Origin of the sequence: Bacteroides parvus (assembly GCF_017309675.2) — a bacterium.
Classification (GTDB): Bacteria; Bacteroidota; Bacteroidia; order Bacteroidales; family Bacteroidaceae; genus Bacteroides; species Bacteroides uniformis.
This window is the reverse complement of sequence record NZ_CP084680.1, coordinates 2,129,485-2,153,356: the sequence shown is the minus strand read 5'-3', so window position 1 is coordinate 2,153,356 and position 23,872 is coordinate 2,129,485. Positions and strand designations below refer to the sequence as shown.

The 23,872-nt window shown below is 47.1% G+C and carries 22 protein-coding genes; 6 read left to right on the top strand and 16 right to left on the bottom strand.

Going from position 1 to position 23,872, the window contains the following annotated elements:
• Window positions 1–117: 117 nt before the first annotated feature.
• Genes JXR92_RS08610 through JXR92_RS08595 form a run of 4 tightly spaced genes read left to right on the top strand, consistent with a single transcriptional unit; the run spans window position 118 to window position 4,588 of the window.
• The gene (locus JXR92_RS08610; RefSeq protein ID WP_117601570.1) at window positions 118–1,011 is read left to right on the top strand and encodes an electron transfer flavoprotein subunit beta/FixA family protein; all 894 of its coding nucleotides are present in this window, start codon (window positions 118–120) and stop codon (window positions 1,009–1,011) included.
• A gap of 4 nt (window positions 1,012–1,015) precedes the next feature.
• The gene (locus JXR92_RS08605; protein WP_117601571.1) at window positions 1,016–2,035 is read left to right on the top strand and encodes an electron transfer flavoprotein subunit alpha/FixB family protein; all 1,020 of its coding nucleotides are present in this window, start codon (window positions 1,016–1,018) and stop codon (window positions 2,033–2,035) included.
• A 14-nt stretch (window positions 2,036–2,049) separates the two neighbouring features.
• Window positions 2,050–2,871 carry an energy transducer TonB gene (locus tag JXR92_RS08600; protein WP_117601572.1) on the top strand — a complete coding sequence of 274 codons (822 nt, stop codon included), beginning with the start codon at window positions 2,050–2,052 and terminating at the stop codon, window positions 2,869–2,871.
• A gap of 10 nt (window positions 2,872–2,881) precedes the next feature.
• A complete protein-coding gene (locus tag JXR92_RS08595) occupies window positions 2,882–4,588 on the top strand; it encodes an acyl-CoA dehydrogenase family protein (RefSeq protein ID WP_005826256.1) in 1,707 nt (568 codons plus the stop codon).
• A gap of 135 nt (window positions 4,589–4,723) precedes the next feature.
• On the opposite strand, the gene JXR92_RS08590 is transcribed toward JXR92_RS08595, so the two are convergent.
• The gene (locus JXR92_RS08590) at window positions 4,724–5,017 is read right to left on the bottom strand and encodes a chaperone modulator CbpM (protein WP_009036538.1); all 294 of its coding nucleotides are present in this window, start codon (window positions 5,015–5,017) and stop codon (window positions 4,724–4,726) included.
• 17 nt (window positions 5,018–5,034) lie between these two features.
• Window positions 5,035–6,003, bottom strand: coding sequence for a DnaJ C-terminal domain-containing protein (locus tag JXR92_RS08585; protein ID WP_138344722.1), 969 nt, complete (start codon window positions 6,001–6,003; stop codon window positions 5,035–5,037).
• A 308-nt stretch (window positions 6,004–6,311) separates the two neighbouring features.
• Between JXR92_RS08585 and JXR92_RS08580 the strand changes: the two genes are divergently transcribed.
• Entirely contained in the window at window positions 6,312–8,822 is a 2,511-nt protein-coding gene (locus JXR92_RS08580; protein WP_117601575.1) for a glycoside hydrolase family 9 protein, read from the top strand.
• Between the two features lie 171 nt (window positions 8,823–8,993).
• On the opposite strand, the gene JXR92_RS08575 is transcribed toward JXR92_RS08580, so the two are convergent.
• The 4 genes from JXR92_RS08575 to JXR92_RS08560 all read right to left on the bottom strand — a co-directional run bounded on the left by JXR92_RS08575 (window position 8,994) and on the right by JXR92_RS08560 (window position 12,589).
• Window positions 8,994–10,013 (bottom strand): threonine aldolase family protein, encoded by a 1,020-nt coding sequence (locus tag JXR92_RS08575; RefSeq protein WP_138344720.1) that lies wholly within the window; start codon window positions 10,011–10,013, stop codon window positions 8,994–8,996.
• A 156-nt stretch (window positions 10,014–10,169) separates the two neighbouring features.
• On the bottom strand, window positions 10,170–10,388 hold the full coding sequence (locus JXR92_RS08570) for a winged helix-turn-helix domain-containing protein (RefSeq protein WP_117601577.1): 219 nt from the start codon (window positions 10,386–10,388) through the stop codon (window positions 10,170–10,172).
• A 253-nt stretch (window positions 10,389–10,641) separates the two neighbouring features.
• Window positions 10,642–12,279: a chaperonin GroEL gene (groL, locus tag JXR92_RS08565; protein WP_016273163.1), complete on the bottom strand. Its 1,638-nt coding sequence runs from the start codon at window positions 12,277–12,279 to the stop codon at window positions 10,642–10,644.
• Window positions 12,280–12,316: 37 nt separating this feature from the next.
• Window positions 12,317–12,589, bottom strand: coding sequence for a co-chaperone GroES (locus tag JXR92_RS08560; protein WP_004290132.1), 273 nt, complete (start codon window positions 12,587–12,589; stop codon window positions 12,317–12,319).
• 182 nt (window positions 12,590–12,771) lie between these two features.
• Between JXR92_RS08560 and JXR92_RS08555 the strand changes: the two genes are divergently transcribed.
• A complete protein-coding gene (locus tag JXR92_RS08555) occupies window positions 12,772–13,626 on the top strand; it encodes a bile acid:sodium symporter family protein (RefSeq protein ID WP_131225918.1) in 855 nt (284 codons plus the stop codon).
• Here JXR92_RS08555 and JXR92_RS08550 read toward each other — a convergent pair.
• The 10 genes from JXR92_RS08550 to JXR92_RS08505 form a co-directional block, all read right to left on the bottom strand.
• A complete protein-coding gene (locus tag JXR92_RS08550) occupies window positions 13,596–14,357 on the bottom strand; it encodes an EFR1 family ferrodoxin (protein WP_117601579.1) in 762 nt (253 codons plus the stop codon). The two genes, JXR92_RS08555 and JXR92_RS08550, sit on opposite strands and share 31 nt — an antisense overlap.
• A gap of 48 nt (window positions 14,358–14,405) precedes the next feature.
• Entirely contained in the window at window positions 14,406–14,564 is a 159-nt protein-coding gene (locus tag JXR92_RS08545; RefSeq protein ID WP_165491391.1) for a hypothetical protein, read from the bottom strand.
• 146 nt (window positions 14,565–14,710) lie between these two features.
• Window positions 14,711–16,072 (bottom strand): histidine--tRNA ligase, encoded by a 1,362-nt coding sequence (gene hisS / locus JXR92_RS08540; RefSeq protein ID WP_117601592.1) that lies wholly within the window; start codon window positions 16,070–16,072, stop codon window positions 14,711–14,713.
• A 256-nt stretch (window positions 16,073–16,328) separates the two neighbouring features.
• Window positions 16,329–17,024 carry a zinc metallopeptidase gene (locus tag JXR92_RS08535; protein ID WP_117965136.1) on the bottom strand — a complete coding sequence of 232 codons (696 nt, stop codon included), beginning with the start codon at window positions 17,022–17,024 and terminating at the stop codon, window positions 16,329–16,331.
• Between the two features lie 141 nt (window positions 17,025–17,165).
• On the bottom strand, window positions 17,166–18,470 hold the full coding sequence (locus JXR92_RS08530) for an alpha-L-fucosidase (protein WP_117974543.1): 1,305 nt from the start codon (window positions 18,468–18,470) through the stop codon (window positions 17,166–17,168).
• 102 nt (window positions 18,471–18,572) lie between these two features.
• Window positions 18,573–19,844, bottom strand: coding sequence for an adenylosuccinate synthase (locus tag JXR92_RS08525; RefSeq protein ID WP_117601582.1), 1,272 nt, complete (start codon window positions 19,842–19,844; stop codon window positions 18,573–18,575).
• Window positions 19,841–20,329, bottom strand: a complete 489-nt coding sequence (locus JXR92_RS08520; protein WP_005835580.1) for a Fur family transcriptional regulator — start codon at window positions 20,327–20,329, stop codon at window positions 19,841–19,843. Before JXR92_RS08520 ends, JXR92_RS08525 begins: the two co-directional genes overlap by 4 nt.
• Window positions 20,330–20,456: 127 nt before the next feature.
• A complete protein-coding gene (locus JXR92_RS08515; protein WP_117601583.1) occupies window positions 20,457–21,131 on the bottom strand; it encodes a DNA alkylation repair protein in 675 nt (224 codons plus the stop codon).
• Between the two features lie 6 nt (window positions 21,132–21,137).
• Window positions 21,138–23,186: a dipeptidyl-peptidase 3 family protein gene (locus JXR92_RS08510; RefSeq protein ID WP_117601584.1), complete on the bottom strand. Its 2,049-nt coding sequence runs from the start codon at window positions 23,184–23,186 to the stop codon at window positions 21,138–21,140.
• A 101-nt stretch (window positions 23,187–23,287) separates the two neighbouring features.
• On the bottom strand, window positions 23,288–23,761 hold the full coding sequence (locus tag JXR92_RS08505) for a helix-turn-helix domain-containing protein (protein WP_117601585.1): 474 nt from the start codon (window positions 23,759–23,761) through the stop codon (window positions 23,288–23,290).
• Window positions 23,762–23,872 lie beyond the last annotated feature (111 nt).

Sequence of the window (23,872 nt, the reverse complement as noted above, 5' to 3'; positions counted from 1 at the left end):
TTTCCGTAAATTTGCAGGCTGATAATGAGTTAACCGGCCAATTTCAGTAGCAGGATTCTACTACTCCTATTCCCGGCACTGACATACAAAGAAATACTAATACTAATAATTAATAGCATGAGTTTGAAAATTGTTGTATTGGCAAAACAAGTTCCCGACACACGCAACGTTGGGAAAGATGCCATGAAAGCCGACGGAACCATCAACCGCGCGGCACTCCCTGCCATCTTCAACCCCGAGGATCTGAACGCTCTTGAACAGGCTCTCCGACTGAAAGATGAACATCCGGGCTCCACCGTTACCATCCTGACCATGGGACCGGGACGTGCAGCCGAAGTTATTCGTGAAGGACTTTACCGTGGTGCCGACAACGGCTATCTGCTGACTGACCGCGCTTTTGCAGGTGCCGATACACTTGCCACTTCGTATGCCCTTGCCACAGCCATCAAGAAGATAGGCGACTATGACGTCATCATCGGCGGACGCCAGGCCATCGACGGTGATACCGCCCAAGTAGGTCCGCAAGTTGCCGAAAAACTGGGACTGACGCAAGTGACCTACGCAGAAGAGATTCTGAACGTGGACAAAGCTGCCAAGAAGATTACCGTGAAACGTCATATCGACGGTGGTGTGGAAACCGTTGAGGCTCCCCTGCCCATCGTCATCACCGTAAACGGAAGTGCCGCCCCCTGCCGCCCACGCAATGCCAAACTGGTGCAGAAGTACAAACGCGCCCTCGGTGCCCAGGAAAAAGCTGCCATCACCAAGGAAGGCGCTGAGCTTGCCTACGCCGACCTCTACGAGAAATATCCCTATCTGAACATCACGGAATGGAGCGTTGCCGACGTGAACGGCGACCTTGCACAATGCGGTCTGAGCGGCTCTCCTACCAAGGTGAAGACCATTCAGAACATCTCATTCCAAGCCAAAGAAAGCAAAACGCTGACGGGCAGCGACAAGGATGTGGAAGATTTGATTGTTGAACTGTTAGCCAACCATACGATAGGATAAGATTATGAATAATGTATTTGTATATTTAGAGATAGAAGGCACAACAGTTGCCGACGTCAGTCTCGAACTCTTGACCAAAGGTCGTAAATTAGCCAATCAGTTGGGCTGCCAACTGGAGGCAGTTGCTGCCGGAAGCAATCTGGCAGGCATTGAAAAGCAAGTATTACCCTACGGAGTAGACAAACTCCACGTATTCGACGCTCCGGGCTTGTTCCCCTATACTTCCCTTCCCCACTCCTCTGTCCTCATCAACTTGTTCAAAGAAGAAAAGCCGCAAATCTGTCTGATGGGCGCCACCGTTATCGGTCGCGACCTCGGTCCGCGCGTTTCTTCCGCTTTGACCAGCGGACTGACCGCCGACTGTACCTCACTGGAAATCGGCAACCACGAAGACAAGAAGGAAGGTAAGACCTACGAGAACCTACTGTATCAAATCCGTCCCGCATTCGGCGGTAACATCGTTGCCACGATTGTGAATCCCGAACACCGCCCGCAGATGGCAACCGTTCGCGAAGGTGTGATGAAGAAAGAGATACTGGACGCTGACTATAAGGGCGAAGTCATCAACCACGACGTTGCCAAGTACGTGCCCGAGACGGACTATGTGGTAAAAGTCATCGACCGCCACGTAGAAAAGGCAAAACATAACCTGAAAGGCGCTCCCATCGTGATTGCCGGAGGCTACGGCATGGGAAGCAAGGAAGGTTTTGACATGTTGTTCGAGCTTGCCAAAGAACTCCATGCTGAGGTAGGCGCCAGCCGTGCTGCCGTCGATGCCGGTTATGCCGACCATGACCGCCAGATTGGCCAGACCGGTGTCACTGTCCGCCCCAAACTGTATATTGCTTGCGGCATCAGCGGACAAATCCAGCACATTGCCGGTATGCAGGAAAGTGGTATTATCATCTCCATCAACAATGACGAGAACGCTCCCATCAATACGATTGCCGACTACGTCATCAACGGTACGGTGGAAGAGGTTATCCCGAAGATGATAAAATATTATAAATCACACAGTAAATAACAATAAAGGTAATCATGAAAGGGCTGATTCTTATATTTGTTCTTCTTTCAGGTATATCTTCCGCTATCGCTCAAGAGAAACTCTGGTTGGACAAGAATTACCAATGGACGGACGACTCCATCCAAGCAGTCAGGTATGCTCTTGTTTCCAAGATAAACAAAAAGTGCATCAAGGTGGAAGAGTATGCTTTGGAAGGACAAAAGAAGGATGTCTGGCATTTCTCCGAATACAAAAGCAATCCCCGCAAAAGGATAAGGGAAGGCTTGCATACATCATTCTATGCAAACGGCAAGGACAGCCTGACAGAAGTATATAGAGACAATCGCTTGGAGGGGCAAACCATGGTGTATTATCCCGACGGTGCCATACATCTGGCCCGGAGCTACAGTGATGGGAAACTTGACGGAACACTCCTGCAATACTATCCCGATGGAAAACTTCGTAGAAAGGAACACTATTCAGAGAATCAGTGCACCGATGGAAAGATGTTCGACAAGCACGGAACTGAAATGGCACATCAGCCGTATTTCGTATTTCCATCCTTCCCCGGAGGAATAGAGAACCTCATGAAACTGGTGGCCAATGTTACCAAATATCCGGAAGACGCCTGGAAGCAAAAGGCAGAAGGAAGGGTAATCCTGCAGTTTGTTGTAGACGAAGAAGGCAAGATGACCTATCCAAAAATCCTCCAGTCCGTGCGCTATGACATCGATAAAGAAGCCATACGTGCTTTCAAGGCCATTGCCGACGTCTACCGTTGGTCGCCCGGCTATCAGGACGGAGAGGCCAAGCGAGTGAAATTCACAATGCCCCTATACTTCAGAATACCTAAATAACCAAGAAATTATGGCAAATTTTTATACCGAAGTTCCCGAATTGAAGTATCATCTGAACAACTCGATGATGGAACGTATCTGCGAACTGAAAGAACGCGGTTACCAAGACAAAGACAAGTATGACTATGCTCCGCAGGACTATGCGGACGCTATGGACTCTTTTGACAAGGTACTTGAAATCACCGGAGAGATTACCGGAGAGATTATTGCTCCCAATGCCGAAGGCGTGGACGAAGAAGGTCCCCACTGTGCCAACGGCCGCGTGGAATATGCCAGCGGCACTAAGCAGAACCTCGACGCCATGGTAAAAGCTGGCTTGAACGGTATGACCATGCCGCGCCGTTTCGGTGGCTTGAACTTCCCGATTACTCCGTACACCATGTGTGCGGAAATCGTTGCCGCCGCCGATGCCGGTTTCGGTAACATCTGGTCACTGCAAGACTGCATCGAAACGCTCTACGAATTCGGTAACGAAGACCAGCACAGCCGTTTTATACCACGTGTCTGTGCCGGAGAAACCATGTCTATGGACCTGACAGAACCGGATGCCGGTTCCGACTTACAGAGCGTAATGCTGAAAGCGACCTATGACGAGGCCAACAACTGCTGGCGCCTGAACGGTGTGAAGCGTTTCATCACTAACGGTGATGCCAATCTCCACCTCGTACTGGCACGTTCAGAAGAAGGAACGAAAGACGGACGTGGCTTGTCCATGTTCATCTACGACAAGAATGAAGGCGGTGTAGACGTGCGCCGCATCGAGAACAAGCTGGGTATCCACGGCTCTCCCACCTGCGAACTGGTTTACAAGAATGCAAAGGCAGAGCTCTGCGGCGACCGCAAGCTTGGTTTGATTAAATACGTTATGGCTTTGATGAACGGTGCCCGTCTGGGTATTGCCGCACAGTCAGTAGGTCTTTCACAAGCTGCCTACAACGAAGGTCTGGCTTATGCCAAAGACCGCAAGCAGTTCGGCAAGGCCATCATCGAATTCCCTGCTGTATATGACATGCTGGCTATTATGAAAGCTAAGTTGGATGCAGGACGTTCCTTGCTGTACCAGACTTCCCGCTACGTGGACATCTACAAAGCGCTGGACGACATCGCCCGCGAACGTAAACTGACTCCGGAAGAACGCCAGGAACAAAAGAAGTATGCCAAACTTGCCGACGCCTTCACTCCGCTGGCCAAAGGTATGAACTCTGAATATGCCAATCAGAATGCTTACGACAGTATTCAGATTCACGGCGGTTCGGGCTTCATGCTGGAGTATGCTTGCCAACGTATCTATCGTGATGCACGTATTACTTCTATCTACGAAGGTACTACTCAGTTGCAGACCGTAGCTGCTATCCGCTATGTAACAAACGGCTCATACTCTGCCACCTTGCGCGACTACGAGCAAGTGCCGTGCAGCGAAGAAATGCAACCGTTGATGGACCGCATCAAAGAGATGACCAACAAGTTCGAAGCCTGCACCAATGCGGTGAAAGAGGCACAGAATCAGGAATTGCTGGACTTCGTGGCACGTCGCCTCTATGAGATGGCTGCGGTATGTATCATGTCGCATCTCATCATCCAGGATGCGACAAAGGCTCCCGAACTGTTCGGCAAATCGGCTCTGGTGTATGTGAACTATGCAGAAGCCGAAGTGGAAAAACACTTTAACTTCATCCGTAAGTTCAAAGCAGAAGAGCTGGAAAGCTACCGCAAATAAACGCATTGCTTGACAAGACAAATATAGCGGGCACCGGAGTAGCTAAACTCTCCGATGCCCGCTTGTTTTTTCTGAAAAATTTCCTGCTTGCTCCTTCTTAAAGGGACAAAAGCTCTCAAAGAGACGAAAGGAAAATTAATACTCTCCGTGCAGCCTCAGCCTGCCGCGCAGCGAGTGTATCTCCCGCTGCATCTCTTCCATCCTTGCCAGCAGATGATGGATGGCATCAATCCCTTCCATATTGATAGAAAGGTCGTAGTACATACGGCTGTACCGTTCCACATCCGGCAACTCGGAGAAAGGAAGATAACGTTCTCCACCTTCCTGCTCCACATCTATCAGCCCACTTTCGCACAACATATCAATAAAAGTGGGCTCTATATGACACTTGTCACAATATTCGCTGATGACAATCCATTCGTTCTGCATACTCCGTTCTCCTTTCATTAGTTCATACCCTTAATTTTACGGAACATCTCTTTCTGCTGTTCCGTCAGATTCGTCGGCAACTTCACGGAATAAGTCACGATGAGATCGCCAAACTGTCCCTCCTTCTTATATATGGGGAAGCCCTTGCCCTTCAGACGTACCTTAGTCCCGTTCTGAGTTTCGGGTTTCACCTTCAGCTTCACCTGACCATCCAAAGTATCCACCAACTGGTCGCCACCCAGCAGGGCTGTATAAAGGTCGACGGTCACATCCACATACAAATCATCTCCCAAACGCTTGAATACCGAGTCGTCCGGAATCACAAACGTGATGTACAAGTCACCAGCAGGACCTCCGTTGATACCCTCGCCACCATAGCCTTTCAGTTTGATGACCTGTCCGTTGGCCACACCGGCCGGAATGGTAATACGCACTTGCTTACCATTCACCGTCAATATCTGTTTATGGGTCTTCGCAGCCTCACGAAGCGATAGGTTCAAATCCGCATGATAATCCTGCCCGCGGAAACCGGCATTGGCACCGCCTCCGCCGCGCGTACGATGACCGAACATCTGTTCGAAGAAGTCTGAGAAACCACCGGCATTACTGCCCGAAAATTCCTGACCGTCGGAAGAATACCAATACGTACCGCCTCCGTCCGTACCAAATCCCGCACCGGAACCTCCAAAACCGGCACCGCCAAATCCCCCGAAGCCCCCAGCTTGCTGCTGTGCCCGCTTCTGCGCCTCAAACTCGTCGGCATGTTTCCAGTGTTCACCATATTCATCATATTTCTTTCTCTTTTCAGGATCACTCAGCACCTCATTCGCCTCGTTGATAGCCTGAAACTTATCCTTGGCCGTAGCATCGTTCGGATTCAAGTCAGGATGGTACTTGCGCGCCAACTTGCGGAACGCTTTCTTGATGTCATCCTGAGATGCCTTTTTGTCCACTCCAAGGACCTGATAGTAATCAATATAAGCCATAGTCTATTAGTTTTATTGTCTAAATACCATAAAACAAATAACACGCCAATTTGTTTTACGCATTACTAAAATAGGTAAACGAAAATTAAAAAGCATCATCAAGCATAATAATTACGTGATAAACAAACATTTAGTTTCAACCAAACACTTATTTCACGTCTATAAAACACCAAAATAGTGTAAACGACACCTAATATCGTCTAATTATTCATCCTAAATCTTCCTAAAATTGACAGAAAATACTTTATTTGTAATAAGGAAAATTTGTTTTATATATAATCCCCAACCTTAGATTAAAAACCCCCATTATGAAAAGTAATTATTGGCTCCTAACGGTAATATTCGCTCTCGTAGCCCTGCCGGGCAAAGCAGGCGAATGGATCAGAATCAACCAACTCGGCTATTTGCCGCAATCCGTCAAAGTCGCTGTATTCATGAGCGAGGAAGGAACAAACGTAGGAAATTATTCATTGATTGACGCTTTCACCGGAAAGGTGGTGCGTACCTTCAACACAGCCAAAGCCACCGGCAAGATGGGAGGCATGAAAAGTACCTACCGGTTGAACTTCAGTGATTTCACAGAACCGGGCACGTATTATCTGAAAGCAGGCAAAGCGGTCTCCCCCCGTTTCCCCATCAATGCACAAGTCTACAACGGTACCGCAGACTACCTGCTGCACTACATGCGGCAGCAACGCTGCGGCTATAATCCGTTCCTGAAAGACAGCTGCCACGTGCACGACGGCTACATCGTCTATCATCCCACCAAAACCGGACAACATATAGACGTCCGCGGAGGCTGGCACGATGCTACGGACTATCTGCAATACACCACCACCTCCGCCAATGCCATCTACCAGATGATGTTTGCCTATCAGGAAAATCCGGAATCATTCGGTGACGCCTATGATGCAGCCGGACATCCGGGAGCCAACGGCATTCCCGACATCGTGGACGAAATCAAGTGGGGACTGGACTGGCTGAACCGGATGAATCCTGCTCCGGGCGAGCTGTACAACCAGATAGCCGACGACCGTGACCATGCCGGAATGCGCCTACCTAACAAAGACCTGGTGGATTACGGCTACGGACCGGGTAAAGGACGCCCCGTTTACTTTTGCAGTGGCGAACCGCAAGTACGTGGAGAGTTCAAGAATGCAACGACCGGAGTGGCAAGCACTGCCGGCAAGTTTGCCTCCTGCTTCGCTTTAGGCGCCAAGATACTGAAAGACTACTATCCTAAATTTGCAGCAGAAATCGAAGCCAAGGCCGATGCCGCCTATCAGGAAGGCGTAAAGAAACCGGGAGCATGCCAGACTGCCTCTGTCTTGTCTCCCTACATTTACGAAGAGGACAACTGGGTGGACGATATGGAACTGGGAGCCATGGAACTGTACAAAGCCACCGGCGACAACAAATACCTGGCCCAAGCCCTTGAATACGGACGTCGCGAACCGGTGACTCCTTGGATGGGCGCCGACAGTGCACGCCACTACCAATGGTATCCGTTCATGAACATGGGGCACTACCATCTTGCCAAAGTGGACAACAGCCGCATCAGCAAGGAATTCATCCGCAACATGCGTACGGGCATTGAACGCACGTACGAGAAAGCGGTAGAAAGCCCCTTCCTGCACGGTATACCCTACATCTGGTGTTCCAACAATCTGACTACCGCCATGCTAACCCAATGCCGGCTGTACCGTGAAACCACCGGCGATGACACATACGCCGAAATGGAAGCCTCCCTGCGCGACTGGCTGTTCGGCTGTAACCCTTGGGGAACCAGCATGATTGTGGAACTTCCCCTTTACGGAGACTATCCCTCGCAACCCCACTCCTCACTGCTGAATGCAGGCGTGGGCAATACTACCGGCGGACTGGTGGACGGTCCTGTCTATCGTACCATCTTCGAAAGCCTGCGCGGTGTCAATATGACGGGAATTCCCGGAACTCCCGGACAAGACTACGAACGCTTCCAGCCAGACCTGATGGTATATCACGACGCCATCCACGACTATTCCACCAATGAGCCTACCATGGACGGAACCGCCTGCCTCACGTACTACCTCTCTGCCATGCAGAAGGATGGAATGAAGCAAGCCGGTATCCCAAATGACAAGAATGTATATGTGGACGGAGGCATTATCCGCACCGATCCCTCAAAAAAGCAAATCACCCTCGTATTCACTGCCGCCGACAAAGCAGACGGTGCCGATGCCATCATCAGCACCTTGAAGAAGCATGGCATCAAAGGTGGCTTCTTCTTTACCGGAGAGTTCTATGAACTCTATCCCGATGTAGTGAAACGCCTGCTCGACGAAGGGCATTTTGTAGGCAGCCACAGTTACGGACATCTGTTGTACATGCCTTGGGAAGACCGTGATTCTCTGCTGGTCACCCGCGAAGAGTTTGAGAACGATATGATGAGAAGCTACGAGACCCTCCGTAAGGCAAGTATCGAATACAAAGACGCTCCCGTCTATATTCCTCCTTACGAATACTATAACAAGGAAATATCCGCCTGGGCAAAGAATATGGGTATTCAAGTCATCAACTATACCCCTGGTACCATGAGCAATGCCGACTACACCACTCCGGACATGGGACAGAAGTACCGGAGCAGCAAATTCATCTACGACAAGATTATGGAGGTGGAAAAGAAAGAAGGTCTGAACGGACACCTAATGCTGATACACTTCGGAACGGACGACCGCCGCACAGACAAGTTCTATAATGGCTATCTGGACAAGATGATTAAGACGCTGAAACGAAAAGGCTATACTTTTGTACCGGTCCGCGAGGCTATCGGTATATAAGCATACTCTAACAAGGATTTATTGAAAAGGTTAGTTAAAAAAGTTATCGTGCAAAGGTATTTAAGGTAAATATTCAATCGGTTTGTTTTCAGTAAACCTTCCCCTACCCCCAAGAGGGGAAAGTTTCGAAGTAAGCTCCCAGCCTGTGAAGGTTAGGAGCTTTTATATATTTCAGAGAAGCCTTTTTACCGATTGCAGCAATTGCTCGATATCTTCTTCCGTAGTATCAAAAGAGGTTACAAAACGGATTTCGTGGATGGCCTCATCCCAGAAGTAGAAGAAATACTCCTTCAACAGCTCGTCAATCACCGGACGGGGCATCGTAAGGAAAAGCTGGTTACTTTCCACCTTCTGCGTAAAATGCACACCTGGCAACTCCTTCAATCCGTCGTAAAGAATCTTTGCCATACGATTGGCATGCGCGGCATTTTTCAGCCAAAGGCTGTCCGTCAGGTAAGCAGTGAACTGGCAGGACAGATAGCGGAGCTTGGATGCGAGCTGTGCCGACTGCTTGCGCACAAAATAAGCTTCCTTCTTTAAGGCTGGGTTAAAGACAACCACGCTTTCTCCCAACATCAGTCCATTTTTCGTACCACCGAAACTGAGGATATCTATCCCGCAATCCACTGTCAGTTCCCTAAAGCCAAGATTCAAGGCTGCACAAGCATTTGCCAGACGGGCTCCGTCCATATGGACATACATGCCATGCCGATGGGCCAAATCCGTCAAAGCCCGCAATTCGTCTGGCTTATAGACAGTGCCCAGCTCCGAACATTGCGAAATATAGATGGCTCCGGGCTGCGAATGATGCTGTTCGCCGAAATGGCACAAATAAGGACGGACTAAATCGGGCGTCAGCTTGCCGTCAGGGGTAGCTATAGGACGAATCTGACAACCTGTCATGCGGGCAGGCGCACCGCATTCATCGACATAGATATGTGCAGTCTCTGCACAAATAATGGAATTATAAGGGCGGGTACACAGCTGCAAAGCCACCGCATTACTGCCCGTACCGTTGAATACGAACAACGGTTCGCAATCCGGCGTAAACGCTTCCCTTATTTTACGGACAGCCTCCTCTGTCCAAGGATCATCCCCATAACCAATAGCATGGTCACGGTTGGCCCGGTTCAGCGCCTCCATTACCAGCGGATGTACGCCTGAATTATTGTCTGAAGCAAAACTTCTCATAGTCATTCTGTTTTTGTTCATTGAAAAGAATGTGCAAAGGAAAGAATATTCTGCAACATGAAAAAACAAAGGAGCACAGATTTCATCCCCCCGGCAGAAAATGCTTCCGCACTATGAAATCTGTGCCCCTCAATCAATCCATTCACTCGGTTCCCTTTATCCGATATAAACATTTACCCCTAGTGAAACATAAAGTTCATCTTCTTCCTGATGAATTTCAATCTTGTCCTCACGGGCAAGCCACCCCAATGCGGCTCCCAATTCCTTGTCCTTCAGTCTGGACTTCCTCTTTAAAGAATCGTAGCTCCATCTGGTATAATCGCTAAGCAACTGCCAAACTTTCCCAGCATTTAGTCCAATTTCGCTTTTGTTCATTTTTCTCTTTAATTAAAAAGGTTAATAGCTCTTGTTGATTAGGTTATCTTTACAAAGGGTAAAGATATGATTTTTTATTTAACTAACAACAAAAACGAACAAAAGATATAAAAATGAACCGTTTTTGCAACACTTTTGTAATATTACACTCTTTTTATTGATAATCAAGAAGGAAAATGAAACAAAAAACCGCAGTATCTATCAAAAAGACACTGCGGTTCTTCTATTTGATTAAGCAATCAGGGGAAAAGTCTTACATCATTCCACCCATGCCGCCCATTCCGGGAGCACCCATCGGCATTTCGGGCTTATCCTCTTTCTTCTCTACGATTACACATTCTGTAGTCAAGAACATGCCTGCAATAGAAGCGGCATTCTCAAGAGCCACACGAGTAACCTTGGCAGGATCTACCACACCAGCTGCATGCAGGTTTTCATAAACATCTGTACGGGCATTGTAACCAAAGTCTGCCTTGCCTTCACGCACTTTCTGTACAACAACAGCACCTTCTTTACCAGCGTTGGCAACAATCTGGCGCAACGGTTCTTCAATAGCACGTTTGATGATGTCAATACCGGTTGTTTCATCTACATTGTCACCCTTAAAGCCTTCCAGAGCATCCAATGCACGGATATAGGCTACACCACCACCAGGAACAATACCTTCTTCGATAGCGGCACGGGTAGCACGAAGCGCATCGTCTACACGGTCTTTCTTTTCCTTCATTTCAACCTCAGAAGCAGCACCTACATAAAGAACAGCTACACCGCCAGACAACTTGGCCAGACGTTCCTGCAGTTTTTCCTTGTCATAATCAGATTTCGTAGATACAATCTGAGCCTTGATTTGCTCGCAACGTTCCTTGATGTTTTCTTTATCACCGGCACCGTTTACAATAGTTGTATTATCCTTGGAAACAGTTACCTTGTCGGCAGTACCCAACATTTCGATAGTAGCTTGTTCCAGCTTCAGACCTTTTTCCTCGCTGATGACAACACCACCGGTCAGCACTGCAATATCTTCCAACATTTCCTTGCGACGGTCACCGAAGCCCGGAGCCTTCACTGCACAAATCTTCAACTGAGAACGCAGACGGTTTACAACCAAAGTTGTCAGCGCTTCGCTATCCACATCTTCTGCAATAACCAGCAAAGGACGACCGGTCTGTACTGCCGGTTCAAGAATAGGCAGGAAGTCTTTCAAGTTGGAAATCTTTTTATCATAAATCAGGATGTACGGTTTCTCCATTTCGCACTCCATCTTCTCCGTGTTGGTAACGAAGTAAGCAGAGAGGTAGCCACGGTCGAACTGCATACCTTCAACCACACCGATAGTAGTATCAGTACCCTTGGCCTCTTCGATAGTGATGACACCGTCTTTGGAAACTTTGCGCATAGCGTCTGCAATCAGCTTACCGATAACGGGGTCATTGTTGGCAGAAACAGAAGCAACTTGTTCAATCTTGTCATAATTGTCACCCACTTTCTCTGCCTGTCCTTTGATAGAATCAACCACTTTGGCAACAGCCTTGTCGATACCGCGTTTGATATCCATCGGGCTGGCACCGGCAGTCACGTTCTTCAAGCCTTCGGCGACGATGGCCTGAGCCAAAACAGTAGCGGTTGTAGTACCATCACCTGCATCATCACCGGTCTTGGAAGCAACTTCCTTTACCAGCTGTGCGCCGGTATTCTGATATGCGTCTGCCAACTCAACTTCTTTAGCTACCGTTACACCATCTTTCGTGATGTGGGGAGCACCGAATTTCTTTTCGATGATAACGTTACGACCTTTAGGGCCGAGGGTTACTTTCACTGCATTTGCCAGTGTGTCGATACCTTTCTTCAATTGGTCGCGGGCATCGATATTGAATAATATTTCTTTTGCCATAATTTTATTTACTATTTAACGGTTTACTAATTAAAAATTATCCCAAAACAGCGAGCACATCGCTTTGACGCATGATGAGGTACTTGGTTCCTTCAACTTCCAGTTCAGTACCAGCATACTTGCCATACAACACTGTGTCACCAACCTTCAACACCATTTCTTCGTCTTTTGTTCCGTTGCCTACTGCAATAACTTCACCTTTCAAAGGTTTCTCTTTCGCTGTATCAGGAATAATGATACCGCCAATTGTCTTTTCTTCTGCAGGTGCAGGGAGTATCAGCACTCTGTCTGCTAATGGTTTAATGTTCATAGTCTTTTTGTTTTATATGTTATACATTTATTATAATAGTAATTTCGCTTTAAACAAGCAATAAACAACTTACGAAAACCGTGCCAAACCGACAAGCTGTTTGTTTGGCAGACAAAGACTGACAAAATGACAAAGTATAAACAAGATTTGCTATCTTTGCAGCCTCCAAAATGATTTGACTTATGAATGCAATATGGATAGTCCTCCCCATTCTTACCTTATTGATGTTTGAACTGGGACTGACATTACAAACCGAAGACTTTAAACTGTTCCGCAAACGCCCCCGCCCCATCATTGCCGGACTGGCAGGTCAAATTATCCTACTGCCGACGCTGGCATTTGCTTTAGGACATGTCTTCCAGCTCGAACCTTTGTTTTTTATCGGCATCATGCTCATAGCCTGCTCGCCAGGTGGCAGTTCATCCAACATCTTCTCCATGATAGCTAAAGGAGACGTAGCATTGTCCGTGTCACTGACGGCATGCAGCAGTATTATCACATTATTCACCATCCCCATGATTATGGAATCCGCCACACACTATGTAGATAACAATCTGAACATAGACGTCCATCTCCCTATAGGCAGCCTCATCATACAGAACCTGGCCCTGATGCTCCTTCCCATTGTAGCCGGTATACTCACAAAGCGTTACCGTCCGCAAATGGCAGAAAGGATTCATAAGACATTGTCGAAGATAGCTTTTCCCGCACTTATCCTGCTGGCGACTATCTTCTTCATACAGCACCATTCCACCATCACCGACCAATTCGGCAAACTAGGAATCTGCATCTCCGTTCTTATCCTGCTGGCTATAGGAGGCGGCGTACTGCTATCGAAGTCCATGTACCTCAACCGAAAAGAACAACGTACACTCATTATAGAAATCGGTATGCAAAATGCCGCACAGGCAATTGCCGTTGCCAGTAGCCCGTTTGTATTCAACAATGACATTATTGCAATACCTGCCATTATCTACGCACTGGTAATGAATGTTATTCTGCTGATTTATGTGGGAGTGGTAAAGCGACAAAGATAATCTCCCAACCGGTATCTTCCCTTCTTCTGTGTCGCTTTTCCATACTGTATCACTTTCCGGGGGCAAAAATGCAAACAAGCCATACAATGAATGCAGTGCTTTCCCCACACCGGACGCCCATCCACCAACCGGATATTACCTACCGGACAAGATTTACTGCATATTCCGCAAGAGATACAGCCTTCATCTACATGAAATCCCTTGCTACCAATGATGAAACGTACAAACAAAGGATTCACTACATACGTTTTCAGCCAGGCAGCACCGCCTTCATGCACGTTCCAAGCCTTCTTCCGTGCAATGACATCCTCCACAATTGAAGTAATGGCAAGCCGTGCATTCTCTATCTTCTTACGACAAAGCGCCTCATCGTCCAAGTCGAACATCGGTACGTAGGTATTAGGCATTGCAACAGACCAAGCAGCATCCAACGGAAAATGCTCCGCCAGACGGTTCATTCCCTTTCCCACATCGTCCCCGCATGTACACACGGCATAACGATAACGGCAGTCCGGCAACCGGAGCTGCGACAAAAAATCAATCAAGACACGGGGGGCATACCATGAGTGCACCGGAAAAACAATACCCACTCTGTCAGCTTTTGACAGCTCTGCGGGTATCAGGCCTTGCTTAAGGCAATCAACAATGCTGACGGCAGTATCATGCGTAGCCTCTGCAAGCAATTCTGCAATCCAGTGTGAGTTTCCGGTTGCGGTAAAATAAAGTATCATCGGCAGTATGTTTTGCCGACAAAGGTAGTGATTTGACTTGAATTCCTTCTATTCCAGCAGCTCTTCTATGGAATAATTTTCCCAGAACGCTTTTGTAGAATGCACTAATGAACTGCCCATATAGAGCAGGAACAATACCGCTATGACAATCATCAGGAAACTGACGAGGGCATTGTGTTTTTCTTGCTTAAGCTCAACAGAAACCATAAGAACCTCCTTTTTTGTCAGTACAAAGATAAATGCAGGATGTTTCATTTCTCCTACGCCACTATTACAAATACTTATATTCGTGCCATAAATATACAAAAAAAGGAGCAACTTTATGCTCCTTTTTAAATGTATTTCAGTTTTTATTATTTCAGTTCGCTAACCAACTCTTGGGGAGTGACCATTTTCTGCTCACCGGTCTCCATGTTTTTCAATGTCACCTTACCCTCATTCATCTCATTCTCCCCTACCAAAGCCACAAACGGAATGGCTTTAGAGTTCGCATACCCCATCTGCTTCTTCATCTTGCTTGCATCGGGAAAAATCTCGGCACGAATACCTGCCGCACGAACCCCGGCAAGTACATTCATGGAGAATGCAGCTTCTTTCTCACCAAAGTTGATAAACAACAGCTGAGTACCATTCACTGCTTCTTTCGGATAAAGGTCGAGCTGATTCAGCACATCAAAGATGCGGTCTGCACCGAACGAGATGCCTACACCACTGACACCGGACATGCCGAATACACCCGTCAAATTGTCGTAACGTCCTCCACCGGTGATACTGCCGATTTGCACATCAAGCGCCTTTACTTCGAAGATGGCGCCGGTATAGTAATTCAAGCCACGAGCCAATGTCAAGTCCAACTCGATTTCATTCTTTAAGCCGAGATTCTTCAAAGTGGAAAGGATAAATTCACTTTCCTCCACACCTTTCAGTCCAGTCTCGCTGGCAGCAAGGACCTCCTTCAGAGTTGCGAGTTTCTCTTCATTACTTCCGCTCAACAAAATGATAGGTTGCAGTTTAGCGATAGCCTCGTCACTGATGCCTTTCTCTTTCAACTCGGCATTGACATTATCTAGACCTATCTTATCCAACTTATCGATGGCCACAGTAATATCCACAATCTTGTCAGACTCACCGATGATTTCGGCAATGCCACTCAATATCTTGCGGTTGTTAATCTTGATACAAACACGGATGCCGAAGCGGGTAAATACCGTATCTACAATCTGCATCAGTTCCACTTCGCTCAGCAAGGAATCGCTGCCTACCACGTCGGCATCGCATTGATAGAATTCACGATAACGCCCTTTCTGCGGACGGTCGGCACGCCACACGGGTTGTATCTGATAACGTTTGAAAGGGAAAGTTATTTCATCGCGGTGCATCACCACGTAACGGGCAAAAGGTACTGTGAGGTCATAGCGCAAACCTTTCTCGCAGAACTTACTGGCAAGCTTCACTGCATTACGGCTCAACAGTTCTTCGTCCGTAAGTCCGGAGAAATAATCACCAGAATTCTGTATTTTGAACAAGAGCTTGTCACCTTCCTCACCATACTTCCCCATCAAGGTAGAAAGCATTTCCATTGAGGGCGTTTCTATCTGCTGGAAGCCATAGAGGTGATACACTTCACGAATCGTATTGAATATATAGTTACGCTTCGCCATTTCTACGGGCGAGAAGTCACGGGTTCCTTTCGGAATACTTGGTTTTGCAGCCATAATCAGTTCAATCATTTTAAAAATCGGACGACAAAGTTACAGTATTTTATTGATTGAGAAAAGAGAATGTTTATCTTTATGCCATTACTGCAGTATAAAAGTGACAAAAACAAGCTTTGAACTTACACCTTTACAGAAAAGGTTGAATAATACACAACAGATGAGCTGTTTGATATAAACAGACTATCCATCTAAAGCAAACAGACCATCTGTCCGTATGGAACAGATGGTCTGTTTTTATGTCTGCATCATATACTTAATCTCTGCGTCCCAAGAATATCATGATATAATAAATCAAGGTAGCAAGCGAACCGAGAGCAGCCACTACATACGTATAGGCAGCCGAACGCAGTGCATCTTCCGCTTGTGCATGATTATATGAATTTGTAATGCCGGAATTGCTAAGCCATACCAGCGCACGCTTACTTGCATTAATTTCCACCGGCAAGGTGATGAAGCTGAACAAAGTAGTCAACGCAAACAGTATAATACCCGCCAGTAACAGTTGCGGGAAGGAGTTCAGCATCAAAATACCTGCCAGCAGCAGCCACGTCATCCACTGTGAGGCGAAAGAGACTACCGGCACCAGTTTGCTGCGCATTGTCAACGGAGCGTATGCACACGCATGCTGCACAGCGTGGCCACATTCGTGGGCTGCAACGGCAGCAGCCATGATGCTGTTACTGCTATAAACACTCTCACTCAGGTTTACTGTCTTATTGGCAGGATTATAATGGTCGGTCAGATGTCCAGGAGTATGCGTCACAGTCACATCGTAGATGCCATTATCGTGCAGCATCTTCAAGGCCACGTCTGCTCCCGTCATTCCGTTGCCGGTAGGGATTTTAGAGTACTTCTTGAATTTGTTCTGAAGATTCATCTGTACCAGCCAGCTGACGACGGCAATACCGATAAAAATAATCCATTGCATTCCTATCATTCCTGTTCCCATAATTTTCTTTCTTTAAATTGTGAATAAATCAGTCGTTTCTTATTGTATAACAAATAGTCTGCCAAAAATAAAAGGAAACGGTGAGCAATGCCAGCGTTTCCTTTATCTTTTAGGAAGAATTAAAGATTTCTGATTTATAATTTATTTTTCAATCTCCACCTCTATCACTTTATCGATATCCGTCGGAACCTCCGGCAAGTAAAGCATCACCCCTCCTTCACACTTACGGAACTTCACTGGAAGACGGTCGGCATACCCCACTGCCTTCCTCACTTTCTTGCCTTCCAACGGCAGGAAGAGAGCCTTATCCTGCAATTCGAGAATATGCACGTATAATTTATTTTCTCTTTGTGTAGTGACTCCCCAAGGATGCGGAGCAATGCAGCCGCCACGGGTTCCGTAGATGGTTTCACCGTATACCTTCATCCATTCCCCTACTTCTGCCAGACGCTCCAATGCAACAGCAGGCAGCTCACCGTCCGGCTGAGGACCGATATTCATCAGCAGATTGGCATCTTTACCCGCAGCCTTCACCAGGTAATGTATCAGCGTTTTGGTGGATTTATAATCCTGGTCCGTAATCTTATATCCCCACATTCCATTCATCGTCTCGCAGGTTTCAAGGGGCAAGGCGCTGATATCCTGCCCGGAAAGGCCGGCACGGTTCTCTCCCGGCAGATCGCGCTCGAATATCTGGATGTCCTCGCCGACAAACGGTGCTTGATGATGGTTGTTCCCAACCAGGCAAGCCGGTTGCAGGCGGTGTATCATGGCATATTGCCCGGGCAGTTGCCAATCGAAATCCGGATTCTGGTCCTGGTCCCACCAGCCATCAAACCAGATGGCACCTATTTTTCCATAATTAGTGAGCAACTCGGTCAGCTGGTTGTTCATGAATTTATAGTAGCTGTTCCAGTCGCCCTTCGGATTCGGCCGTCCCGTTCCACGTCCGGTGCGTCCCCACGGAGCATCTTCGCGATACCAGTCAATGTGCGAATAGTAGAGATGCAGACGGATACCTTGCTTGTGGCACTCGTCTGCCAATTCTTTCAGAATATCCCGCTTAAAAGGGGTGGCATCCACAATATTGTAATCGGAAAAGCGTGTGTGGAACATGGAAAAGCCATCGTGATGCCGGGACGTGAAGCAGATATACTTTGCCCCGGACGCTTTGATGGCTGACACCCATCTGGCGGCATCGAACTTGGCAGGATAGAAGCCTCCCGCCAGTTTGGCATACTCCTTATAATTAAGGTTCTTGTTCGTCATGGTCCATTCTCCAGTAGCCAGCATGCTGTATATCCCCCAATGCAGGAAGATACCGAATCGGTTGTCACGAAACTCCTGACGGGATTTCAGATTTTCCTCCGTCGGCTGATAAGTCTGCGACTGTGCGGAGGGCACAAGGAGCAACAGCAGTAAAAAAGACAAAAGACGTGTTTTCATGGCAATAAATAAAAAAGGCACGGATTATCCGGACACCCACGGTTCTTCAGATGAAGCCGCGAAATCCGTGTAATCCGTGCCTAAGGTTATCTGTTTGTTTTATTATTCCTCTGTATATCGTTCGATGGTCTGCTCACGGTCCGGTCCCAAGGAAACAATCTTGATGGGCACACCAAGCTGTTCTTCCAGGAATGACAAATATGCATTGAATTCTTCCGGGAACTCATCTTCACTCTGCATCTTGGTCATATCCGTCTGCCAACCGGGTAGCTCTACATAAACCGGTTCAATAGTCTCGTTGATATCGAACGGGAAGTAATCAATCTCTTCCCCATCCATCTTGTAAGCTACACAAGCCTTAATGGTTTCAAAAGAATCGAGCACATCGCTCTTCATCATAATCAGTTTGGTAACCCCGTCTACCATAATGGCGTATTTCAATGCCACCAAGTCAATCCAACCACAACGGCGCTTACGTCCAGTCACAGACCCGAACTCATGCCCCAGCGTGCAAATCTGGTCACCGGTCTTGTCGAATAATTCCGTCGGGAACGGACCGGCACCTACGCGCGTACAATAGGCCTTGAAAATACCATATACCTCACCAATCTTGTTGGGAGCAATACCCAGACCGGTACAAGCACCCGCACAGACCGTATTGGAAGAAGTGACAAACGGATAAGAACCGAAATCAATGTCTAGCATTGTCCCCTGCGCGCCTTCGCACAATACAGACTTGCCGACAGCCAACAGATTGTTCATCTCGTGTTCACTGTCCACCAACTGGAATTGTTTCAAGTATTCGATACCTTCGAACCATGCCTTCTCCATTTCTGCAAGTTCATACTCATAGTTCAGGCTCTTCAATATCTGTTCATGACGGGCCTTGGCCGCTGCATACTTCTTGTCAAAGTCATGCAGAATGTCGCCTACGCGCACACCGTTACGGCTGATTTTATCCGTATAAGTCGGTCCGATGCCTTTTCCGGTCGTTCCTACCTTTGCATCGCCTTTGGCTGCTTCGTATGCAGCATCCAGTATGCGGTGAGTCGGCAGAATGAGGTGTGCTTTCTTGGAAATGTGCAAGCGTTCCTTCAAGTTATGGCCAGACGCTTCCAAAGATTCGGCTTCCGCTTTGAAGAGAGCCGGGTCAAGCACTACACCGTTACCAATGATATTCACCTTGTCCCCCTGGAATATTCCAGACGGAATGGAACGGAGCACATACTTCTGCCCTTCAAACTCGAGTGTATGTCCGGCATTCGGTCCGCCCTGGAAACGAGCTACGACATCGTATCTCGGAGTTAACACATCAACGACTTTGCCTTTGCCTTCGTCGCCCCATTGTAATCCTAATAATACGTCTACTTTCATTTTTCTTTTTTATGGTTATTATTCTTTTTCTTCCGTTTATTGGCCCGGTCACACTTGCTGCACAACCCATACATATATAAGGAATAGTGCGTAAGATTAAAACGGCTCAGCTTGGTATTCTCAATGGCATGCTGCAACTCCTCGTTCTGAAACTCAGTTACCTTTCCGCACTGGGTGCATATCTGGTGATGGTGTGTATCGCGATTATAAGATTTTTCGTATTGGGAAGAGTTGCCGAACTGATGCTTGATGACCAGACGAGCATTTATAAGCAAAATGATGGTATTGTAAAGCGTTGCACGGCTGACGCGGAAATTCTCCTGGTCGGCCATCAGTGAATAGAGCGTGTCGATATCAAAATGACCGTCTATGGAGTAAATGGTGTCAAGTATGGCATAACGTTCGGGAGTCTTCCGATGCCCGTTCGCATTCAGATATTCAGTGAATATCTGCCTAACTGTATCTTTCACATTCTGACTTTCCATTTGACGGCGCAGTTTTACAGCCAACAAAGTTAATCCTTTTTTGTGGAAAGCAAACGAGAAAGAGATAAAAATTGCGATAAGGGAAATATTCCCTTACCGCATCAGTCTCTATAACCATAGAACTAATCTAACAAACCTCCTCTTTTACAAGATTGTATAGTAATTGTTCTACATCAGAAGAAGAATTGTCCATACCCTCCACCCTGCGGCAAACTTGAAAAGAATTTTCCTCATTTTGCTGCATAAAGCGGCGGATAGCGGTCATGGCTGCATTGCGCACATGATAGGAGCCCGACAAAAAAGCCGTTATTGCCTGGTCGAGGAACTCATTTTCAACCCGTTCACTCATATCCCCTTTCTTCATCAATAGACGGGCTATGGTGAGGAAGCCGCAAACCTGCGTGTATTCGTCCTCGCTTGCAATCCAATGGAAGGACTTGGCAGGCGCATAAGGAAGATGTTGGAATAAATTCATACTAGTAAGTTCTGCAATCTCGATATTACGGATATCTTCCACCCAGATATCGGCTATCTCGGGGAGGAAACTCTCTACTGGCTGTAAAAGTCCCGCCAATATTTTGCACTCTCTGATATCTTCTTTCCACAAAGCCTGAGCCAGAGAGTGGTCCTTCTCGTAACCGGCAGCAATACCCTTGATACGGGGCAGCTCCACGCCAAAGTTCAGCTTATATACCAGCCCTTTTTCACGCATACTTTGGGACACAGCCCCGTTCATTGAGAGACGGAGCTGTGTCTTTATATCTTTCAGCCGCTGATGCAGCTGCTCTTTAGTATCTATCATAGTTCATCATTTATTGACAGAAGGCAATGTAGAATAGTCTTTGCTATAACGCAACATCTGTTCCGCATAACCTTCATCATAAGTCACTGTCACATCTGTTATAGTACCGTTGGCATCCGTCACCGCCTCATATTTCGGATTGACGAAACCCTTATACGGCGCAAGATTCAGCTTCTTGTAGCGTTCCAGCACTTCGGCATGCAAAGCGGGATCGACTTTCACGGCATAGGCTTCCACCAAATCATGGGCACCGGCATAGTCACCGGTGGACTTGATACGCTGTATCTCGGCAAGCAACCGGCCAAACAAGTCACGCACTTTCTCATAATCGTTTATCACGACGTACGTCTTCCCATCCTTCTTTACCAATTCCACAACCTTCTCCGCCGCACCATTTTCATACACCCAGCGCGCTATGAGCTGGCGGTTACGCATATGGGCTTCTTCTACATTGTTGCCCGGTTCGATACGTACAAGCTGTGTCATCAAACCATTCATCAGATAGGTGTAGTATTGAGCCTTATAAGCATCCGCACTTGGAGTAAGCCCCAGTTCCACCAGCTTCGGATCGGCCACGTAGTAGAGTCCGAACAAGTCGGCGCGTGCCTCTTCAATAGTAGAGCCATACGCCTTCAACGCATCCGGGTCCACACCCGGAAGCAATTTGCCGGAACCATGTCCCAAACATTCATGCAGGTCAGTATGCAGTTCATCTGTCACATCTGCGTACTTATCAATCAGTTGAAGCTCTGCATCACTGTACACAAACTCCTCATTGAATCCGTTGCCATGAGCAGCCTTGTTATAAGCATCTGTAATGTTACCGATTGTAACGGATTTCGAACCATGCTGGCTACGTATCCAGTTCGCATTGGGCAGGTTGATGCCGATAGCTGTTGCAGGATACAAGTCACCGGCCAGAATAGCCGCCGTGATTACCTTGGCAGACACCCCTTTCACTTTTTCCTTCTTGAATTGTCCGTCTACCGGTGAATGGTCCTCAAACCACTGTGCATTGCCGCTTATCAACTCTGTACGCCGGGTAGCTTCCAAATCTTTAAAATTCACCAGAGATTCCCAGCTTGCCTTCATGCCGAGCGGGTCACCATAACTTTCGGTAAAACCGTTCACAAAGTCAATGCGTGAGTTCAAATCCTTCACCCACAAAATGGCATATTCATCGAATGTCTTCAAATCGCCGGTTTCATAGAAATCCATCAGTTTGGCTATCACCGCCTTCTGCTCGGGAGTCTCGGCAACTCCTTCCGCCTTCTTCAGCCAATAGACAATCTTTTCAAGTGCCTGTCCATACAAACCACCCACTTTCCATACTTTCTCCTGAATCTTGCCATCCTCTTTCACCAAACGGCTGTTCAAACCATAGGAAACGGGAGTTTCATCCTGCGGATTCTTCAAGGCATTATAAAAGTCTTCGGCTTCTTGCTGCGTCACGCCATCATAATAATTGCATGCGGAAGTCAATACCAAATCTTCACCGGCAGCTTGATTCACCCGCTTGGGCATCACTTTAGGGTCAAAAATAACGGGGAATACTTCCTCGCATAGTTGTTCCACAGTCTGTCCTTCGGCAAGCGGCAACGTAGCTGCATCCACACTCTGTACAGCCTGCCTGAAGAATTCGGGAGTAAATCCCGGAACGAACTTTTCGCTGCCATAGTGATGATGAATGCCATTGGAGAACCATACCCGCTTGAGGTACACTTCCATAGCCTTGAAATCAGGAGTGTTCTTATCTCCATTATAGCCGGTATAGACAGCCTCCAACATCCGGCGAATCGTCAGGTTGTACTTGCCATTCTGATCGAAAAGAATGTCTCTACCCTGCAAAGCCGCTTCCGTCAAATAATAAACCAATTCTTTTTGTTTGAGGGACAAATCCTCAAAACCTGGTACACGGTAACGTAAAATCTGTAAATCTGCAAATTGTTCCACTGTATAGTCAAATTTTTCTGCCTCAGCAGTTGTTTTCGGATTTCCGCCACAAGCCGTCAATAGAGAAAGGGCAGTCACCATAGAAATCAGTTGTTTCTTCATGTGTCGGGAATATATGGATTGGTATTAAAAAAGAAGAAAAGGAAGTATCCCGAAACAACTGTTCCGAAATATTTCCTTTTTATTCATTCAATCATACAGAATTATTTCTTCTTAGCCTCTTTTTCAGCGTGTCTTTTACGATATCCATTAGGAGTCTCACCTACATTTTTATAAAAAGCAGCATAAAAAGACTGACGGTTTGCAAAGCCTACCATCGTACTGATTTCCTCTACATTCTTGTCAGCATATCTTTTGTCTGTCAACAAATGCTGCGCTTCTTTTACTCTATATTCATTCAGCAGGCAAGAGTAGTTCATGCCGAAGCGTGAATTCACCACTGCAGATAAATAGCGGGTATTGGTCTGCAATTCTTTCGCCAAATCCTTAGCGGAATAATCAGCATCTCTATACTTCTTTTGTACAACAACGATATTCAATATCTTGTCATACAACTCATCTGCCAATTCCGGCCTTATCAAAGAACGGTAGGCAGCATTCTTTTCTTTCTTTTCGCGCAGGTTGTAAGGACGTTTCTTCGTTCCTTTTTCCTGGGCATTGTTTTCTAAATCACTCATTGAATTAACTGGTTAGGGTTGTTTAAAATCGGAAAAGCCAAAGGGTTAGCCCTTTAGACTTTACAAAAGTCAGACATTTTTTTTTAATACACAACTTTTCCCGTATATATT

Bases quoted from the DNA above. Each gene is read 5' to 3' on its own strand.
- JXR92_RS08575 (WP_138344720.1), bottom strand. From the start codon at position 10,013: ATGAGAAGTTTTGCTTCAGACAATAATTCAGGCGTACATCCGCTGGTA.
- groL (WP_016273163.1), bottom strand. From the start codon at position 12,279: ATGGCAAAAGAAATATTATTCAATATCGATGCCCGCGACCAATTGAAG.
- hisS (WP_117601592.1), bottom strand. From the start codon at position 16,072: ATGGCTGCAAAACCAAGTATTCCGAAAGGAACCCGTGACTTCTCGCCC.
- JXR92_RS08600 (WP_117601572.1), top strand. From the start codon at position 2,050: ATGAAAGGGCTGATTCTTATATTTGTTCTTCTTTCAGGTATATCTTCC.
- JXR92_RS08570 (WP_117601577.1), bottom strand. From the start codon at position 10,388: ATGAACAAAAGCGAAATTGGACTAAATGCTGGGAAAGTTTGGCAGTTG.
- JXR92_RS08560 (WP_004290132.1), bottom strand. From the start codon at position 12,589: ATGAACATTAAACCATTAGCAGACAGAGTGCTGATACTCCCTGCACCT.
- JXR92_RS08590 (WP_009036538.1), bottom strand. From the start codon at position 5,017: ATGCAGAACGAATGGATTGTCATCAGCGAATATTGTGACAAGTGTCAT.
- JXR92_RS08505 (WP_117601585.1), bottom strand. From the start codon at position 23,761: ATGAGTGATTTAGAAAACAATGCCCAGGAAAAAGGAACGAAGAAACGT.
- JXR92_RS08585 (WP_138344722.1), bottom strand. From the start codon at position 6,003: ATGGCTTATATTGATTACTATCAGGTCCTTGGAGTGGACAAAAAGGCA.
- JXR92_RS08610 (WP_117601570.1), top strand. From the start codon at position 118: ATGAGTTTGAAAATTGTTGTATTGGCAAAACAAGTTCCCGACACACGC.
- JXR92_RS08595 (WP_005826256.1), top strand. From the start codon at position 2,882: ATGGCAAATTTTTATACCGAAGTTCCCGAATTGAAGTATCATCTGAAC.
- JXR92_RS08530 (WP_117974543.1), bottom strand. From the start codon at position 18,470: ATGAAAACACGTCTTTTGTCTTTTTTACTGCTGTTGCTCCTTGTGCCC.
- JXR92_RS08510 (WP_117601584.1), bottom strand. From the start codon at position 23,186: ATGAAGAAACAACTGATTTCTATGGTGACTGCCCTTTCTCTATTGACG.
- JXR92_RS08550 (WP_117601579.1), bottom strand. From the start codon at position 14,357: ATGATACTTTATTTTACCGCAACCGGAAACTCACACTGGATTGCAGAA.
- JXR92_RS08520 (WP_005835580.1), bottom strand. From the start codon at position 20,329: ATGGAAAGTCAGAATGTGAAAGATACAGTTAGGCAGATATTCACTGAA.
- JXR92_RS08515 (WP_117601583.1), bottom strand. From the start codon at position 21,131: ATGATAGATACTAAAGAGCAGCTGCATCAGCGGCTGAAAGATATAAAG.
- JXR92_RS08580 (WP_117601575.1), top strand. From the start codon at position 6,312: ATGAAAAGTAATTATTGGCTCCTAACGGTAATATTCGCTCTCGTAGCC.
- JXR92_RS08535 (WP_117965136.1), bottom strand. From the start codon at position 17,024: ATGGGAACAGGAATGATAGGAATGCAATGGATTATTTTTATCGGTATT.
- JXR92_RS08555 (WP_131225918.1), top strand. From the start codon at position 12,772: ATGAATGCAATATGGATAGTCCTCCCCATTCTTACCTTATTGATGTTT.
- JXR92_RS08545 (WP_165491391.1), bottom strand. From the start codon at position 14,564: ATGGTTTCTGTTGAGCTTAAGCAAGAAAAACACAATGCCCTCGTCAGT.
- JXR92_RS08605 (WP_117601571.1), top strand. From the start codon at position 1,016: ATGAATAATGTATTTGTATATTTAGAGATAGAAGGCACAACAGTTGCC.
- JXR92_RS08525 (WP_117601582.1), bottom strand. From the start codon at position 19,844: ATGAAAGTAGACGTATTATTAGGATTACAATGGGGCGACGAAGGCAAA.